The organism is Mesorhizobium sp. LMG 17147 (genome assembly GCF_024297145.1).
Classification (GTDB): domain Bacteria; phylum Pseudomonadota; class Alphaproteobacteria; order Rhizobiales; family Rhizobiaceae; genus Mesorhizobium.
The window spans coordinates 1-16,713 of record NZ_JANCTC010000027.1 but is presented as its reverse complement, the minus strand read 5'-3'; the positions used below and the strand labels follow the sequence as shown (position 1 = coordinate 16,713).

The following is a 16,713-nucleotide window of genomic DNA, read 5'->3' as shown; positions in this document are numbered from 1 at the left end:
GCCCCCGGCTAATGCAGCACGAACTCGCCGTCGACCTTGCGCCATTCGTTCGGCGCGATCAGCTTCTGGTGCGTGTAGCTCACCGAATGCAGCGGGCCTTCGAGCTCGGCCTTCCAGAATTCGATGAAGCGGATCAGCACCGGAAATTTCGGGGCGATGTCGTAATCCTGCCAGATGAAGCTCTGCAGCAGATGCGGATGATCGGGAAAGTGATAAAGAATCTTGGCCGTGGTCAAGCCATAGCCCTTGAGCATCAGGTCCATTTCTGAATGGTCGCGCATTGCGGTCCCCTGGTTGATTCTCCTTCCTCCCAGCCTGAAATTGTGCACCCCATTTGCTTATTCGTCTATTGATATTTCTGCGATCAAACCAGATTCCTCCCGCAAAAACATGCGCTTAGCAGCCGCCTCACGAGAGTGCTGACACCACCCGGCAAGGCACCTGCGGCATCCCGCCGCGCGAATCCAACGTCTAATGTTGCCGTCACCGCCGAACTGTTAATAATGCGCGCGAATTCGCGGCCGCATCGCTGCGATCCTGCCGGCGGTCAAGCCGGCGGTTTGGTTTTGGGGAGGAAGGCGAAGAAATGTCCGATGTTCATGTCCATCGCGTCCAGCCGGCGTGGAAGAAGAACGCGCTGATTGACAATGACACCTACCTGAAATGGTACGCCGACAGCGTCAAGAACCCGGACAAGTTCTGGGGCAAGCACGGCAAGCGCATCGACTGGTTCAAGCCCTACAGCAAGGTCAAGAACACGTCCTTCGACGGCAAGGTTTCGATCAAATGGTTCGAGGATGGCCAGACAAACGTTTCCTGGAACTGCATCGACCGGCATCTGAAGAAGCGCGGCGAACAGACCGCCATCATCTGGGAAGGCGACAATCCCTACGACGACAGGAAGATCACCTATAACGAACTTCACACACATGTTTGCCGCCTCGCCAATGTGATGAAGAAGCACGGGGTCAAGAAGGGCGACCGCGTCACCATCTACATGCCGATGATCCCGGAGGCCGCTTATGCGATGCTCGCCTGCACGCGCATCGGCGCCATTCATTCGGTCGTCTTCGGCGGCTTTTCGCCGGACGCGCTGGCCGGACGCATCGACGACTGCAAGTCGACCTTCGTCATCACCGCCGACGAAGGCCTGCGCGGCGGCAAGACTATCCCGCTGAAGGACAACACCGACAAGGCGATCGAGATCGCCGCCAAGGCCGGAACGAAAGTCGAGAAGGTCTTGGTCGTGCGCCGCACCGGCGGCAAGACCGGCTGGGCCGCCGGGCGCGACGTCTGGTACCATGACGAGGTCGCCACGGTTAAGGCCGAATGCAAGCCCGAGAAGATGAACGCCGAGGACCCGCTGTTCATCCTCTACACATCCGGCTCGACCGGCAAGCCGAAGGGCGTGCTGCACACCACCGCCGGCTATCTCGTCTATGTCTCGATGACCCACCAATATGTATTCGACTATCATGACGGCGACATCTACTGGTGCACCGCAGATGTCGGCTGGGTCACCGGTCACAGCTATATCGTCTACGGGCCGCTCGCCAACGGCGCCACCACGCTGATGTTCGAAGGCGTGCCGAACTACCCGTCGCAGTCGCGTTTCTGGGACGTGATCGACAAGCACAAGGTCAACATCTTCTACACGGCGCCGACGGCGTTGCGTGCGCTGATGGGCGCCGGCGATGCCCATGTCACCAAAACGTCGCGCAAGTCGCTGCGCGTGCTGGGCACCGTCGGCGAGCCGATCAATCCGGAAGCCTGGGAGTGGTATTTCAACGTCGTCGGCAACGGCAAGGTGCCGATCGTCGACACCTGGTGGCAGACCGAGACCGGCGGCATCATGATTACGCCGCTTCCGGGCGCCACCCACCTCAAGGCGGGTTCAGCGACGCGGCCCTTCTTTGGCGTCAAGCCGCAGCTGGTCGACGCCGACGGCAAGGTACTGGAAGGCGAAGCCAGCGGCAATCTTTGCATTGCCGACTCATGGCCGGGCCAGATGCGCACCGTCCATGGCGATCACGACCGCTTCGTGCAGACCTATTTCTCGACCTACAAGGGCAGGTACTTCACCGGCGACGGCTGCCGCCGCGATGCTGACGGCTACTACTGGATCACCGGCCGGGTCGACGACGTCATCAACGTCTCCGGCCACCGCATGGGCACCGCCGAGGTCGAATCGGCGCTGGTTTCGCATGAGAAGGTCTCGGAGGCCGCCGTCGTCGGCTACCCGCACGATATCAAGGGCCAAGGCATCTACTGCTATGTCACGCTGATGGCCGGCGAGACGCCAAGCGAGGACTTGCGCCAGGAGCTCGTCGTCCATGTCCGCAAGGAGATCGGCGCCATCGCTTCGCCCGACAAGATCCAGTTCGCGCCCGGCCTGCCGAAGACCCGTTCCGGCAAGATCATGCGGCGCATCCTGCGCAAGATCGCCGAGGATGATTTTGCCGCGCTCGGCGACACCTCGACGCTCGCCGATCCGGCAGTCGTCGACGACCTGATCGCCAACCGGCAAAACAAGAAGGGCTGATGCAACCCGCATTGGGCGCCGTCACCGAGCTTTGGCGCTATCCCGCGAGCTCGCTCGCCGGCGAGTTTCAGGAGGCGATCTCCGTCGACAGGTATACCGTCGAAGGCGACCGCCTGTTTGGTCTTGTCGATACCTCGACCGATGAAATCGCACGGCCCGACCGCGAAGCGAAATGGCACAAGGTGCCCCGCATCCGCACCCGGCTGTCGCAGGCCGGCAGGCTGGAGGTCGCCATCCCCGACGGACGCTGGCTTTCGGCACCTGGCGCGCAAAGTGATCGCGCGGTTTCCGCGTATCTCGGCTTTGCGGCTTCCATCCGGCCGTTCCGCCAGGAAAATGCGGCTCCGGATTACGCCGGCCCTCTGCTGACGGAACGCTACGTCAAAGCCCCTATTCACCTGCTGACCACCGCCTCACTGGCGCGTTTGAAAGTGCTGCATCCAGAGGGCACCGCCGACGCGCGCCGCTTCCGCCCCAACATCGTCGTCGATATGCCGGAGGTCGAGGGGTCGTTCCCCGAGACGGAATGGATCGGGCGCAAGCTGGCAATCGGCGACCTGCTCCTGACCATCTCCGAGCCGTGCCGCCGCTGCGGCTTCACCATCATTGGCCAGGACGGGTTCGACCACGACCCGGCAATCCTGCGCAGCCTGGTCCGCCACAACGCCCATAATCTCGGCGTCTACTGCACCGTCGATCGACCGGCGCGCGTCGAGATCGGCGCCACGATGCGCCTCCTGTAGCTATCGGTACAAATCCGCCCGCGTCGGCGGCAGGCCGCTCGGCCCACGCGCGCGCCTTGTGGCGACGGTCTGGAAAACCTGCGCCGATGCACGTTCGAAAGTAATCGAGCAGCCGGTGAGATAAAGCAGCCAGAGCCGCGCCTTGGCTTCGCCGACCTCAGCGATGGCTTCGTCAAAGCGTGCGTGGAGACGCTCTGCCCATAGCCTGCAGGTGCGCGCATAGTGCTCGCGCAAGTTTTCGACGTCGTAGACGAGGAAGCCGTGCGCCTCGAGATTGCCGAGCGTCATGCCGATCGTATCGAGTTCGCCGCCCGGAAAAATGTATTTGATCAGCGCCTTGAATTCCGGCCCCTTGCGCAGCGTCTTCTTCATGTTGCCCTTGTCGCGCCGGGTGATGGCGTGGTGCAGATAGATGCCGCCGGGCTTGAGCAGGCGATGGATCCTCGAGAAATAGGCCGCATGGTTGGCAAGTCCCAGATGCTCGAACATGCCGATCGACGAGATCTTGTCGAAGGAGCCGGACAGCTCGGCATAGGACTTGATCTCGATGGTGATGCGGTCCTCCAGCCCCGCGGCGCGGATGCGTTCGCGGGCGAGCTCGGTCTGTGCCTCCGACAGCGAAACGCCGTGGCCGACGACGCCATAATTCTTCACCGCATGGATGAGCATCGCTCCCCAGCCGCAGCCGATGTCGAGCAGTTTTTCGCCGGGCTTCAGCCGAAGCTTGCGGCAGATATGGTCGAGCTTGTCTCTTTGGGCCTGATCGATATCGTTGGCGAAATCCTTGAAATAGCCGCAGCTATAGACCATGCGCTCGTCGAGGAAGAGCCGGTAGAATGCGTTGGAAATGTCGTAGTGATGCTGGATCGCCTCCTTGCTCGACCCGCTGACGTAAGGATTGCGGCCGGAAAGATCGGTTCGCGCCGTCATCTGTTTTCGCGAAAACAGCACCGCCGGCAGGTCGCGCAGGATCGCCAGCTTCGGCAACGTCTTGAGCTTCGTCCTGAGCTTGCCGTGCGTGGGCAAGGCGTAGAAATCGAACAGCGATCCGTCTTCGACGTCGACCGCCTTGGCAATCCACATCTCGATCAGCGTCGATAACGAGGGCCGACGTACGATCTGCCAGACGATGTCCTGGTCGTTGATAGTGAGCACCGGGCCGGTAGCCGGGCCGATCCGCTCGCCTGTCCACAGCCTCACCGCGAAACCCGGTTTCAGCGTTTCGATGACCGTCCGAACAATCCGGGCCGCTCTTTCGGCTGCCTCCATCCCCATCCTCCCTTACCCGGCAAAAAGCGGCCCGGAACAATCGCGGCTCGATCTTGCCTGCCGGATCGGCCGGCCGCAAGCCGCCCGAGTGCACAAGCACGCTTGTTCAGGATTTTCGAGTGCCGCGCCTTGCCATTTGCCGGATGACACCCCATCATGAGCAAGTGTTCAACAAATCGAAAGGAGGTGATCCGATGTCGAGTGATTTCGTTTTCCAGAACGTGGCCTCAGCGGATCGCACTTTCGGGAAGCAGTCTTCCCGTTAAGGCGCGAGATGCGCGGCTGGCGACCAACCGTCGCAGCCAGGAGCCGCGCCATGGACGGAAACACGGAAGGCCGCCGACTTCGCAAGAAGCGGCGGCCTTTTCCTTTTTGGGCTGTTGTCCCTTATTTGGTTACGCTCAACATCTCGACGTTGCGCGCTATGTCCTGGAAAGCCTGGTTGAGTTCGGTTCCATTGGCAGCTTGGTAGAAGTGCTTGATCTTGGTGGTGTCCGGGCTCGCGCAATCCTGGAGCGTCGCCTTGGCATTTGTTTCGTTTAGGTCAAATCCAATAGTGAAGATCTCGATGCCCCTGTCGCGCATGGCAGCGCAAAGTTTCTTGGCTGCCGTGCGGGTCGGCTCCTTGCCGGCGTCATTGTAAACGTCGCTCACCGTGCTCGCATCGAAGTAGGACAGGTTGAATTCGCCGTCGGTCATCAGGATCGCGATTTTGGCGACCTTTTTTGGATCCATCTTGGCCGGCCGCTGCGAAGTCCTCATTATGCTCCCCCAGCTCTCCGAGAGCACGTACCAGGTCCACTGCACGCCGATATGGCCGGCAGTGCCGCCGGAGGCGACGAAATTCTTGATGACCGTCTTGAGCGCCGTCGCATCGGCCGTCAGCGGCATCAGCGTGGCGGCCGGGCAGGCGGCGGTGCCGGTTTGCCAGGCGAAGGACGACAGCAGGTAGTCGCGGTTGACCATGCTGGCGTCGGGGCCTGCGTCCGAATACTGGTAGGTCCCCTTGCGTTCGGTGGCGCAATTATCGGGACGGATGAAGCCCGAGACATACTGCACGGCGTCATTGGCCGGCGCCTGTTTGCGTTGGCTGGCGGTGGTTTCCACATAGACGCTGCCGGCGGCAAGTGTACCGGCATTCACCGAATTGGCATAAGGCACGATGGCAACCCGCACGCGCGGTTTGGACGGGTCCTGACCGCCCAGGAAGCTGTCGACAGCATTCGCCGCAGCCGTCCGCAGATCGATGATTTTCTGGCCTGCCATCGAGCCGGTAACATCGAGCATCATCGCGACTTCGATCTGCTTGTCCGAATAGAGAGCCGTCGTCGATGCGGGAACGCGCTGCATGCTACCCGTGCTGAAAAGCGGGAAATAATAGCTGACATTGACATGAACGTCCGCCTGAACGGTCTTGGCGATTCGGTCGACAGTCAGTTTGTCGAGAACGATCTGATTGTCCTGCAGGATACCCGCCGTGCTGTTGGCATCGAGAAAGGCCTGCACCGATTTGCTGGCGTCAGCCTCGCTGATGACGCTGGTCGTCAGGTCGCGGGCCGTCGAGGTGACCGCAGCATCGACGACGCCTTGCAGGCTCGATTTCACATTGTAGAGTTGGGAGACATTGACGGCAAAGCCGACGCTCAGCGCCAGCACTGAGCCGATTATACCAAACAGCACCGCGAAATTTCCGCTGCGATCCTCGGTAAAGCCGCCGATCGCCTGAACAGGACCCCCGAAACGCCGCATTCCTTCCGCCTCCATTCGCCACAGCCTGCAGCTGTCCGAACGCGCATTGCAGGAATCCGGCCGGATCGCGCCGCCGGGCGCGGGAAAGCGAGCGGCCCCCGCTCAGGCCATTGTTTCCAAACGGTTTCGAGCGGCGACAAGGTAAACAGCGGGTAAACGAAAGCCGCGTCGGCGCAGCTTTGTTCACAAAGCGCTTACCACGATCCGGCTGGCAATTCGGAACGGCCGGATGGCGTCCCGATCCGGTACAGACGAGATGTCTCGAACCGGATCAGCACGACCGCGATGGCGGGACGTGGAAACATGGGCTGTGAACGTCTCCGGGAGGATTAGGCCAGCACCCGTGCGGTGACGGTCCTGTCGAGGCCGCGATAGGGCGGCTTGAACAGGTTGCCTTCCTGCTCGTAGGTCCAGACCTTGAACAGGCTGAGCCGGTGCGGGCCGAAACTGTGCAACAGCGGCACGTCGGTGGCGTCGCGGCCACGCGCAATGACGACACGGCCGATTCTCGGCACGTTGTGGCGAGGATCGAACGTGTACCACTTGCTGTCGAGGAACACTTCCATCCAGGCCGAGAAGTCCATCGGCGCCGGATCGGCGGGCACGCCGATATCGCCGAGATAGCCGTTCACGTAGCGGGCCGGGATATTCATGCAGCGGCAGAGCGTGATCGCCAGATGGGCAAAGTCGCGGCAGACGCCGACGCGTTCCTCATGCGCCTGCGCCGCCGTGCGGGTCGAGCGCGCATAACCGTAGCCGAAGGACAGGCGGTTGTGGACATAGTCGACGATCGCCTGCACCCGCGCCCAGCCCGGCGGAAGCTGGCCGAACAGTTGCCAGGCCAGGTCGCCGAGATGGTCGGTCTCGCAGTAACGGCTGCCGAGCAGATAGCCGAGCACCTCGTCCGGCAATTCGGCGACCGGAACTTCCCTGGCCAGCGTGTTGACTTCGTCCGCCTCACCGCTGTCCTCGACCACCGCGTCATAGAGGATGCGAAAGCTTCCGGCCGGCGCCGTGAAGCGGCGGCAGCTATTGCCGAAAAGATCGTGGTAGACCCTGGTCGGGACCGACGGCGAGGTCAGCACGCGCGTCTGCCGCTTGATGTCGACCTGGCGATCCCTGTGGATCTCGAGCAGCGAAACAATCGGCGTGGCTGCAGCGCATTCAATGCCAATTTCATAGCCGAGCCTGATCAGCATCGCCGTCCCCCTACGATCGTCATGGAAGATAGTGCTGGTCAACGCGGGAGAGTGCGCGGCGGTTCCTTGCGAACGTCGAAAACGACGCCTCGCGGCTTCCCATACGGACGCGGCAACGTTACGGTCGATCGACACGCGTCTTTCGAAATAATCCCTCCAGGATGACCCGGGAAAACCGATGTTTGCAGGCAGAAAATTTGCGGCCTTCCTGTTCGATATGGACGGCACGATTCTCAACTCGATTGCCGCGGCGGAAAGGGTCTGGGCAGCTTGGGCGCATCGGCAAGGTCTTGACGTCGCCGCATTCCTGCCGACCATCCACGGCGTGCGGGCGATCGAGACCATCGGCCGGCTGGCGCTGCCAGGCGTCGATCCTGCCCGCGAAGCCGATGCGCTTTTGCAGGCCGAGGCAGCCGACGTCGAGGGCATTCGCCCGATCGCCGGCGCCACGGCGTTCCTCGCATCGCTGCCGCCTGGGAGTTGGGCGATCGCCACCTCCGCGCCACGCGAACTTGCCTTGCTGCGCCTGCAGGCCGCCGGCATTCCGGCTCCCGCCGTGATCGTTGCGGCGGAGGACGTGGCCCGCGGCAAGCCGGCGCCCGACTGCTTCCGGCTGGCGGCCGAACGGCTCGGCGTCGATGTGCGCGACTGCCTCGTCTTCGAGGACGCGCCGGCCGGCATAGCGGCAGCCGAAGCCGCGGGCGCCGCAATCGTGGTGATCAGCGCCACGCACCGGCATTCTTTGCAGACGCCGCATGCCGCTATCGCCGGCTATGACGCGATCGGCATCGCCGTCGATGCCAGCGGCTGGATTGCCATCGAAGCGGAGCGGACGGCGCAGCCTGTATAGTTTGGCGCCCCTGCTTGGGCTAAAAGTCGCTGGTCAGGCCCTTGACCTCCCAGTCGCCGTAGCGGCCAGGCTCCTTGCCGCCGCGCCCGCCGATCTCGCGCGGCAGCGTGGCCTCCGTCTCGCGATATCTTTGCCGCCGGGCCTCGGCCTCCGCCAAAGCGCGCCGGGCTGCCGGCGTCAGCGCCTTTTGCGGCGCGTGGTGAGCCTGTGTTTGGTTGGATTCGTCGATCATGCGATCTTCCGGTAGATTGAAAAGGCCCCCGATTGAAACGAGAACCGCTGTTTCCCATCATATAGCGATGGGTCCACAAGGGATCGACCCCTTTGTTGGGCAGAACGGAGCAGACAATGAACACCCTTCGCACCGCCATGCTTTTGGCCGCAATGACGGCCCTGTTCATGGGCGTCGGTTATCTGGTCGGCGGATCCGGCGGCATGATGATCGCCTTGCTGATCGCTGCCGGCACCAATCTGTTCAGCTATTGGAACGCCGACAAGATGGTGCTGGCGATGCACCGAGCGATCGAGGTCGACGAAAGCAACGCGCCTGAATATTACGCCATCGTGCAGGGCCTCGCCCGACGCGCCGGTCTGCCGATGCCGAGGACCTATCTCATCGACAATCCGCAGCCGAATGCCTTCGCCACCGGCCGCAATCCGCAAAATGCCGCTGTCGCCGCCAGCACTGGCCTGCTCGAGCGGCTATCGCATGAAGAAGTCGCGGCGGTGATGGCGCACGAGCTCGCCCATGTGCAGCACCGCGATACGCTGACCATGACGATCGTCGCCACCTTCGCCGGCGCAATTTCGATGCTCGGCAATTTCGCCTTCTTCTTCGGCGGTAACCGCGACAACAACAATTCCTTCGGCATCGTCGGCGTGCTGGTGGCGATGATCGTCGCGCCTTTGGCCGCCATGATCGTGCAGATGGCGGTGAGCCGCACTCGCGAATACGAGGCCGACCGGCGCGGTGCCGAAATCTGTGGACACCCGCTGTGGCTCGCCTCGGCGCTTGACAAGATCGCCCGTGGCGCCGAACGCATCCGCAACCCGGATGCCGAGCGCAATCCGGCAACCGCCCATCTCTTCATCATCAATCCTCTTTCCGGCGAGCGCATGGACAATTTGTTCTCCACCCACCCGAGCACCGAAAACCGCATCGCCGCCCTGCAGCGGATGGCGCAACAGATGGCCGGCGCACCCGAAGCGGCCGCGAGGCCAAGCCCGGCGCCGGACGGGATCGGGCAGCAGCCGTCGGGTCCGTGGGAAAGGGCCGCCCGGCCCGAAAGGCCGGCCGAGCCGGCCAGGCCGAAACCCAATCCCTGGGGACGCAATCCGACCGGGCCTAAAGGTCCGTGGTCGTGACGAGCGCGACAGACAAAAAAGGCGGGATCTCGCTGGCGGAAATACGCGATCTTTGTGCAAGGCACTGGAACCCTATCGGCATACCGATGGCGAACATGGAAACATCAAGTGAACTGGAATTTCGTCCGCTTCCTGAAAACGAATATGACACCTATCTCCACCACATCGTCCGGCTTGTCGGGGATGGTGCATCTCCAAAGCAAGTCGCGGACTATGTTGACAGGGTTGAGAAAGACTACATTCAGGTGACCTCACCCCTAGGAAGCAAAGAAGATTTTGTCAGCGCCATATTTAAACTAGTCAACCGATCGCCGGCACAATGAGGCCAACTCACAGTGAGGCTTCAGAAGCTCGCGGTCTCGCCGCGCGCAAGGCAGCCGCGCGGCTGCTTGCCGCCGTCATCGACGCGAGAACGCCGCTCGACGGGCTGACCGACCATGAAAACGGGCATCCGCAATACAAGGCGCTCGACCTGCGCGACCGCGCCCTGGTGCGCGCCATTCTGGTCACCGCGCTGCGCTACCGCATGACCATATCAGGCCTGTTGGCCCGCCGCCTGGAAAAGCCGCTGCCGCCCAACGCCACGGCGCTTTCGCACATCTTGCATGTGGCGGCGGCGCAGATCCTGTTCCTCGATGTTCCCGACAGCGCCGCCGTCGACCTCGCCGTGACGCATGCCAAGTCCGATCCGCGCACGGCGCGCTTTTCCGGCCTCGTCAACGGCGTACTGCGTACGTTGGCGCGGGCCAAGCAGGATGAGCTCGCGGCGGCGGTTGCGGCCACCGACGAGGCGCCAAAATGGTTTTCCGACCGTTTGAAAACGGTCTACGGCCTCGACAAGACCAGGCACATACTGCTCGCCCATCGCCACGAGGCGCCGGTCGATTTCACCGTCAAGTCGGACCCGGCGCTGTGGGCCGAACGGCTCGGTGGCTTCGTCTTGCCGACCGACACGGTGCGGGTGGAAAAGCTCAGCGCTTCCGTGACCGAACTGCCCGGCTTTGGGGAAGGCGCCTGGTGGGTTCAGGACGCGGCGGCCAGCCTGCCGGCCCGGCTGTTCGGCGACATCAATGGTTTGCGAATCGCCGACCTCTGTGCCGCGCCGGGCGGCAAGACCGCCCAGTTGATCCTCGCCGGCGCCCACGTCACCGCCCTCGACATGTCCAAAACGCGGCTGGCACGGCTGACGCAGAACCTCGAACGGCTCGGCCTGGCCGCGGAGATGGTGCAGGCCGATCTGCTCAAATACGAGCCGAAGGACCGCTTCGACGCCGTCCTCCTCGACGCACCTTGCTCTTCGACCGGCACGGTGCGCCGGCATCCCGACGTCCCCTGGACGAAGACGGCGCCCGACGTCGAAAAACTGGCCGACCTGCAACGCCGGCTGCTTGTCCGGGCCGTCACCCTGGTCAAGCCTGGCGGTCGCATCGTCTTCTCCAACTGCTCGCTCGATCCGCTCGAAGGCGAAGAGCTTTATCGCGGCTTTCTCGCCGGCAATGCGGAAATCGTCGACGACCCGCTTCGGCCGGGTGAGATCGCCGGCATCGACCCGTTCCTGACACCGCGAGGCACGTTGCGCACCACGCCTGCCGACCTGGAGCTTGGCTCCCCTGCCCGTTCCGGGCTGGACGGCTTCTTCGCCGCCCGCATGCGCAGAGCCGGCTAAGGACCGATCTCGAGGCGCCGTCGGGCTTCTTGGAGCGAGGAGGCACGGAAAACAGGCTGAACGGCCACGCTGCCGCGGAATTCGCCTTCGCACAAGTTCTTGAATCATATAAACTTGTGCCTGGGTGAGGACGATCAGGAGAGATTTTGGCAATCGCTGCCGGTAACACGACGCGTCTGTGGACGCTTGTCGCGAGGGAGTTCTGGCGCAAGGCGCGCCGGCGCTTGCGTGCCGGGCCACTCTATCGCTGGCGCTACTCAGGCCGCACGCCGGAGCGCGTCCTGATCGCCCCGCCGGACCTGCGCCTCGCCGATCCTCAGATCGCGCTCGAGATCTATTACGGCCGCTATCCGCTTTCGGGGCATCTGGTCGAGACCGGCGGCAAATCGCCCTTCCAGATCGACGTGCCCAATCCCGGCTGGCAAAAGACGCTGCATGGCTTTCGCTGGCTGCGCCACATGCGTGCCGCGGGTACCGAACTCGCCGCCGCCAACGCGCGGGCGTTGGTTTCCGACTGGATTGCAATCCATGGCAGCCATATTTCCGGGGTCGCCTGGGAGCCCGGCACGACGGCCAAGCGCGTCATTGCCTGGCTGCAGCATTCCTCGATCGTGTTGCAGGGCGCCGAATTTCCGTTCTACCGCGCCTTCCTGAAATCGCTTGCCGTCCAGATCCGCTATCTGCGCGCCATGGCGCGCGAGATGCCGGACGGCAAGGACAGGCTGCGCGCGCGCACTGCGCTGGCCTTTGCCGCTTTGTCGCTGCCGGCGCCGGCCTCGGCGCTGCGCGGTGCCACCCGCAGTCTCGGCGACGAGATCGACCGCCAGATCCTGCCTGACGGCGGCCATATCTCGCGCAATCCGATGGCCGTGCTTGAAATCCTCGCCGACCTTCTGCCGTTGCGCCAGACATACGCCAATCAGGCCGAGACACCGCCGTCCGCCCTGATCGGCGCCATCGACCGGATGCTGCCGGCGCTGCGCTTCTTTCGCCATCAGGATGGCAGCCTTGCCCGCTTCAACGGCATGGGCGCCACCATCCACGACCGTATCGCCAGCATCCTGCATCACGACGACACCGCCGGCGCACCATTGCTGCACGCGCCACATTCGGGTTATGAGCGCCTGTCGATGGGGGGTGTCACCGTGATCGCCGATACCGGGCCGCCGCCGCCCGTCGACGTGTCCAATGCCGCTCACGCCGGGTGCCTCGCCTTCGAATTGTCGTCGGGCCGCCAGCACTATATCGTCAACGCCGGCATAGACACCTATGGCGCCGCCGAGTTCCGGCCGCTTGCCCGCGCCACCGCCGCCCACTCGACCGCCACCATCAACGACACGTCGTCGGCGCGCTTCAACCACTCCCTGCGCGTCAACGACCTGCTCGGCACGCCTTTGATCGGCGGGCCGCAGCATGTGCCTTGCAAGCGCACCGACCAGAAGGGCAGCCAGGGCTTCATCGCCCGCCATGACGGCTATGTCGCGCGCTTCGGCTTCCTGCATGAGCGCGAGCTGAAATTATCGACCGAAGGCAATGTGCTTGCCGGCAGGGACCGCTTCCTGCGGCCGGGCGGCGCCTCTATCCGCAACAATGGCCGTGATTTCGTCACGGTGCGTTTCCATGTCCATCCCGACATAAACCTGCTCCAGGATGAGCATGACCGTCTGGTGCTGGCCGCCGACCATGCCGACACCTGGGTGTTTACCTCCACCGAAGTGGTACCCGAGGTCGAGGAATCGATCTATTTCGCCGGGCTCGGCGGCCCGCGCCGCAGCCGGCAGATCGTGCTTGCGTTCAAAGCCTCGGAGATTTCCGAGGTCCACTGGCAATTGACGCGGACTACTCTCGGTGGTCATCCGGAAAAAGCTGAAGCCAGTGGCAACGGCAAACACTGATCAAGCCTTGCTGCTTGATTTCCGGGCCTCATGTGCTACGGCCCGCGGACGCTCTCCAACCAGAACTGGAAAGGCCGCCAGCCCATGGCCGTCGCCGCCAAGAACATTCCCGCGCCCGACCTTGTTCCGATCCGTCGCGCGCTGCTCTCCGTCTTCGACAAGACCGGCCTGATCGACTTCGCCAAGGCGCTGGCTTCGGCCGGCGTCGAGCTGGTTTCGACCGGCGGCACCGCAAAGGCGATCGCCGAGGCCGGCATGGCCGTGCGCGACGTATCCGAGCTCACCGGCTTTCCCGAGATCATGGACGGCCGCGTCAAGACGCTGCACCCGTCGGTGCATGGCGCACTGCTCGGCGTGCGCGACGATCCCGAGCACGTCGCTGCGATGCGCGACCACGGCATCGAGCCTATAGACCTCGTCGTCTCCAATCTCTATCCATTCGAAGAGGTGCGCCGCTCCGGCGCCGACTACGCGGCGATCGTCGAGAACATCGATATTGGCGGCCCGGCGATGATCCGTGCCTCGGCCAAGAACCACGCCTATGTCGGTACCGTCACCGACCCTGACGACTATGCCTCGGTGCTCAACGCGCTGGAGATGAATTTCGGCTCGCTGTCGCTGGATTTCCGCAAGAAGCTGGCGGCCAAGGCCTTTGCCCGTACTGCCACCTACGATGCGGCGATCTCGGGGTGGTTCGCCGAGGCGCTCGAGATCGAGCATCCGACATGGCGCGCCTTCGGCGGCAAGCTGCAATCGGTGATGCGCTATGGCGAAAACCCGCATCAGGGCGCCGGCTTCTATGTCAATGGCGACAGGCGGCCGGGCGTCGCTACGGCGCGCCAGCTTCAGGGCAAGCAGCTTTCCTACAACAACATCAACGACACCGACGCCGCCTTCGAGCTGGTCGGCGAATTCGATCCGACCCGCTCCGCCGCAATTGCCATCATCAAGCACGCCAACCCGTGCGGCGTCGCCGAAGCCGCTTCGCTGCACGCGGCCTATGCCAAGGCGCTGGCCTGCGATCCGGTCTCTGCCTTCGGCGGCATCGTCGCCATGAACCGCATCCTCGACGCCGGAACCGCCGAAGAGATCGTCAAGACCTTTACCGAAGTGATCATCGCACCGGAGGCGTCCGAGGAAGCAGTCCGCATCATTGCCGCCAAGAAGAATCTACGCCTGCTGGTTACCGGCGGCCTGCCCGACCCGCGCGCGGCGGGCCTTGGCTTGAAATCGGTTGCCGGCGGCTTGCTGGTCCAGGGCCGCGACAATGCGGTGGTCGATGACCTCGACCTGAAAGTGGTGACCAGCCGCGCTCCGACGCCGGCCGAATTGGCCGATCTGAAATTCGCCTTTCGCGTGGCAAAGCACGTCAAGTCGAACGCCATAGTCTATGCCAGGGATAGCGCTACAGTCGGCATCGGCGCCGGCCAGATGAGCCGGGTCGATTCCTCGCGCATCGCCGCGCGCAAGGCGCTCGACGCGGCCGAGGCTGCCGGTCTGACGGAGCCTTTGACCAAGGGCTCGGTCGTCGCCTCGGATGCCTTTTTCCCGTTCGCGGATGGGCTTTTGTCGGCAATCGAAGCCGGCGCCACCGCCGTCATTCAGCCCGGCGGCTCGATGCGCGACGACAATGTCATCGCCGCCGCCGATGCTCACGGCATCGCCATGGTGTTTACCGGCGTGAGGCATTTCAGGCATTGAACTCCCTCCCTTCCCTCTGTGGGAGAAGGGACGAGCAGATCACTCCGCCGGCCGATCCGCCGGATAGGGCGTGCCGATCAGGATCGCCATGCCCGCGCCGAGGAACAGCACGATCGCCGCCATGCCGAGCCGCGCCGAGCCGCTGGCCAGGGTGATCGTGGCCACCATGAAAGGTGCGGCAAAACTGGTCGCTCGGCCGGCCAGCGCATAGATGCCGAAATAGCGGCCCGATTCGGCCGCGGAGACGCTGCGCGCCATGTAGGAGCGCGACGAAGCCTGCACCGGCCCGAAAGCAAGCCCGATCAGCAGGCCGTAGAAAATGTAGGCTTTTTCCGCCGCCGTGCCGAACAATCCGCCGCCGTCCAGTCCGGGCATCACCCAGGCGCCGAACAGCGTATAGCCCGGGCCGGTCGAGACGATGCCCAGCGTGGCGATGCTCAGCATGACCAGCGAAATCATCACTATGGACTTGGAACCCAGCGCCGTGTCGAGGCGTGCGGCGACCAGGCATCCGACTATGGCGACGACGTTGAGGATGATGCCGAACAGGCCGATCTCGGTAATCGACCAATGGAACATTGCCGCCGCAAACGTTCCGCCCAACGCCAGCAGCGCGTTGACGCCGTCCTGATAGATCATGCGGGCGACGAGAAAGCGAAAAATGCCGCTGCGCTTGCGCACCTCGGCCAGCGTCGACTTCAGTTCCGACAGTCCCTCGCGCACCGCTGGCCCGATTGGAATGCCTTTGATTGCATCCGGCGTGAAGAAGAACATCGGCAGGATGAACAGGAAATACCAGGCCGCCGACAACGGTCCGGTGGCGCGCGCGTCCTCGCCGAGCCTAGGATCGAGGCCGAAGATCGGGTCCAGCCCAACAACGGTCTTGCCGGTTTCGGGCGAGCCGGCCATAACGGTAACGACGAAGATCAGTGCGATCATGCCGCCGAGATAGCCGAGCCCCCAGGCCATGTTCGAGATCCTGCCGATGTCGCTCTTCGGCACCAGGCGGGGCATCATCGAATCATTGAACACGGTCGAGAATTCCGCCGCGACCGACGCCAGCGAGAACAACGCCACGACCAGAAAAAGATCAGAGCCGGGCGCGGCGAACCACAGCAGGGTGAGGCAGGTGATCTTGACCGCGGCGAAGAAGGCTATCCACGGCTTTCGCGGTCCTGTCTGGTCGGCGATCGAACCGAGGACCGGCGACAAAACGGCGATGACGAGGCCGGCGGCGGCAATGCCGTAGCCCCAGGCCGCTTGCCCGGTCTCGGGATTGCTGGCCATGCGCGAGACGAAATAAGGACCGAAGATGAAGGTAGTGACGACCGTGAAAAACGGCTGTGCCGCCCAGTCGAACAGCATCCATCCCCAGATGCCGCGTCCCGACGCCCGCTGCACTGCCATCTCAGCCATGTCCCCTCCGCTGGAGCTTGCTCAATGCCGATCGAATCGGAATGACGCTCCACCTTGTTGTTGAGCACGATCTTGTCCAAAAGCCGATCGTTAGGTTCGGCATCATGCTCCGGCGCTCCCCAAAGCAGCGCGCCGTTCGCTCTATTGCGCAGTTCTTCCCGGCAATCCCGCGCGATATGGAAGACGTCTCACAGCCCCGTCAGATCGCTCATCAGGCCGGACGCCACCGACAGCCGCGACACGGTGATGTCGCCGCCCTCGGTCAGCGCCTGCAGCCGCTCGCGGATGCGTCCGACCCGTTCGCCGCCGGCCTCCAGC

Annotated in this window: 14 protein-coding genes; 8 read left to right on the top strand and 6 right to left on the bottom strand. The window is 63.5% G+C overall.

What is annotated here, in order from left to right:
* Positions 1–8: 8 nt before the first annotated feature.
* The gene (locus tag NMG46_RS27365; protein WP_254820441.1) at positions 9–281 is read right to left on the bottom strand and encodes an usg protein; all 273 of its coding nucleotides are present in this window, start codon (positions 279–281) and stop codon (positions 9–11) included.
* Between the two features lie 305 nt (positions 282–586).
* Between NMG46_RS27365 and acs the strand changes: the two genes are divergently transcribed.
* Both acs and NMG46_RS27355 read left to right on the top strand, forming a co-directional pair.
* Positions 587–2,542 (top strand): acetate--CoA ligase, encoded by a 1,956-nt coding sequence (acs, locus tag NMG46_RS27360; protein WP_254820440.1) that lies wholly within the window; start codon positions 587–589, stop codon positions 2,540–2,542.
* The gene (locus NMG46_RS27355) at positions 2,542–3,285 is read left to right on the top strand and encodes an MOSC domain-containing protein (protein ID WP_254820439.1); all 744 of its coding nucleotides are present in this window, start codon (positions 2,542–2,544) and stop codon (positions 3,283–3,285) included. Before acs ends, NMG46_RS27355 begins: the two co-directional genes overlap by 1 nt.
* On the opposite strand, the gene NMG46_RS27350 is transcribed toward NMG46_RS27355, so the two are convergent.
* From NMG46_RS27350 to NMG46_RS27340, 3 genes are all read right to left on the bottom strand, one after another.
* Complete coding sequence (locus tag NMG46_RS27350) at positions 3,286–4,554, bottom strand: cyclopropane-fatty-acyl-phospholipid synthase family protein (protein WP_254820438.1); 1,269 nt, start codon at positions 4,552–4,554, stop codon at positions 3,286–3,288. It abuts the gene before it with no gap.
* A gap of 387 nt (positions 4,555–4,941) precedes the next feature.
* Complete coding sequence (locus NMG46_RS27345) at positions 4,942–6,303, bottom strand: pilus assembly protein (RefSeq protein WP_254820437.1); 1,362 nt, start codon at positions 6,301–6,303, stop codon at positions 4,942–4,944.
* A 329-nt stretch (positions 6,304–6,632) separates the two neighbouring features.
* Positions 6,633–7,502, bottom strand: a complete 870-nt coding sequence (locus tag NMG46_RS27340; RefSeq protein ID WP_254820436.1) for a transglutaminase family protein — start codon at positions 7,500–7,502, stop codon at positions 6,633–6,635.
* Positions 7,503–7,680: 178 nt separating this feature from the next.
* Here NMG46_RS27340 and NMG46_RS27335 point away from each other — a divergent pair, with 178 nt between their 5' ends.
* Positions 7,681–8,352 carry an HAD-IA family hydrolase gene (locus tag NMG46_RS27335; RefSeq protein WP_254820435.1) on the top strand — a complete coding sequence of 224 codons (672 nt, stop codon included), beginning with the start codon at positions 7,681–7,683 and terminating at the stop codon, positions 8,350–8,352.
* Between the two features lie 19 nt (positions 8,353–8,371).
* Here the strand turns inward: NMG46_RS27335 and NMG46_RS27330 are convergent, their stop codons facing one another.
* Positions 8,372–8,584 carry a DUF1674 domain-containing protein gene (locus tag NMG46_RS27330; protein WP_254820434.1) on the bottom strand — a complete coding sequence of 71 codons (213 nt, stop codon included), beginning with the start codon at positions 8,582–8,584 and terminating at the stop codon, positions 8,372–8,374.
* A gap of 116 nt (positions 8,585–8,700) precedes the next feature.
* Between NMG46_RS27330 and htpX the strand changes: the two genes are divergently transcribed.
* The 5 genes from htpX to purH all read left to right on the top strand — a co-directional run bounded on the left by htpX (position 8,701) and on the right by purH (position 14,979).
* Positions 8,701–9,717 (top strand): zinc metalloprotease HtpX, encoded by a 1,017-nt coding sequence (gene htpX, locus NMG46_RS27325; RefSeq protein ID WP_254820433.1) that lies wholly within the window; start codon positions 8,701–8,703, stop codon positions 9,715–9,717.
* Positions 9,714–10,040 (top strand): hypothetical protein, encoded by a 327-nt coding sequence (locus NMG46_RS27320; RefSeq protein WP_254820432.1) that lies wholly within the window; start codon positions 9,714–9,716, stop codon positions 10,038–10,040. The genes htpX and NMG46_RS27320 overlap by 4 nt, the downstream gene beginning before the upstream one ends.
* The gene (locus NMG46_RS27315) at positions 10,037–11,383 is read left to right on the top strand and encodes an RsmB/NOP family class I SAM-dependent RNA methyltransferase (RefSeq protein ID WP_254820431.1); all 1,347 of its coding nucleotides are present in this window, start codon (positions 10,037–10,039) and stop codon (positions 11,381–11,383) included. Before NMG46_RS27320 ends, NMG46_RS27315 begins: the two co-directional genes overlap by 4 nt.
* 146 nt (positions 11,384–11,529) lie before the next feature.
* Positions 11,530–13,278 (top strand): heparinase II/III family protein, encoded by a 1,749-nt coding sequence (locus tag NMG46_RS27310; protein ID WP_254820430.1) that lies wholly within the window; start codon positions 11,530–11,532, stop codon positions 13,276–13,278.
* Positions 13,279–13,362: 84 nt separating this feature from the next.
* Positions 13,363–14,979, top strand: coding sequence for a bifunctional phosphoribosylaminoimidazolecarboxamide formyltransferase/IMP cyclohydrolase (purH, locus tag NMG46_RS27305; RefSeq protein WP_254820429.1), 1,617 nt, complete (start codon positions 13,363–13,365; stop codon positions 14,977–14,979).
* 39 nt (positions 14,980–15,018) lie between these two features.
* On the opposite strand, the gene NMG46_RS27300 is transcribed toward purH, so the two are convergent.
* Positions 15,019–16,395 (bottom strand): MFS transporter, encoded by a 1,377-nt coding sequence (locus tag NMG46_RS27300; protein ID WP_254820428.1) that lies wholly within the window; start codon positions 16,393–16,395, stop codon positions 15,019–15,021.
* Positions 16,396–16,713: the final 318 nt, after the last annotated feature.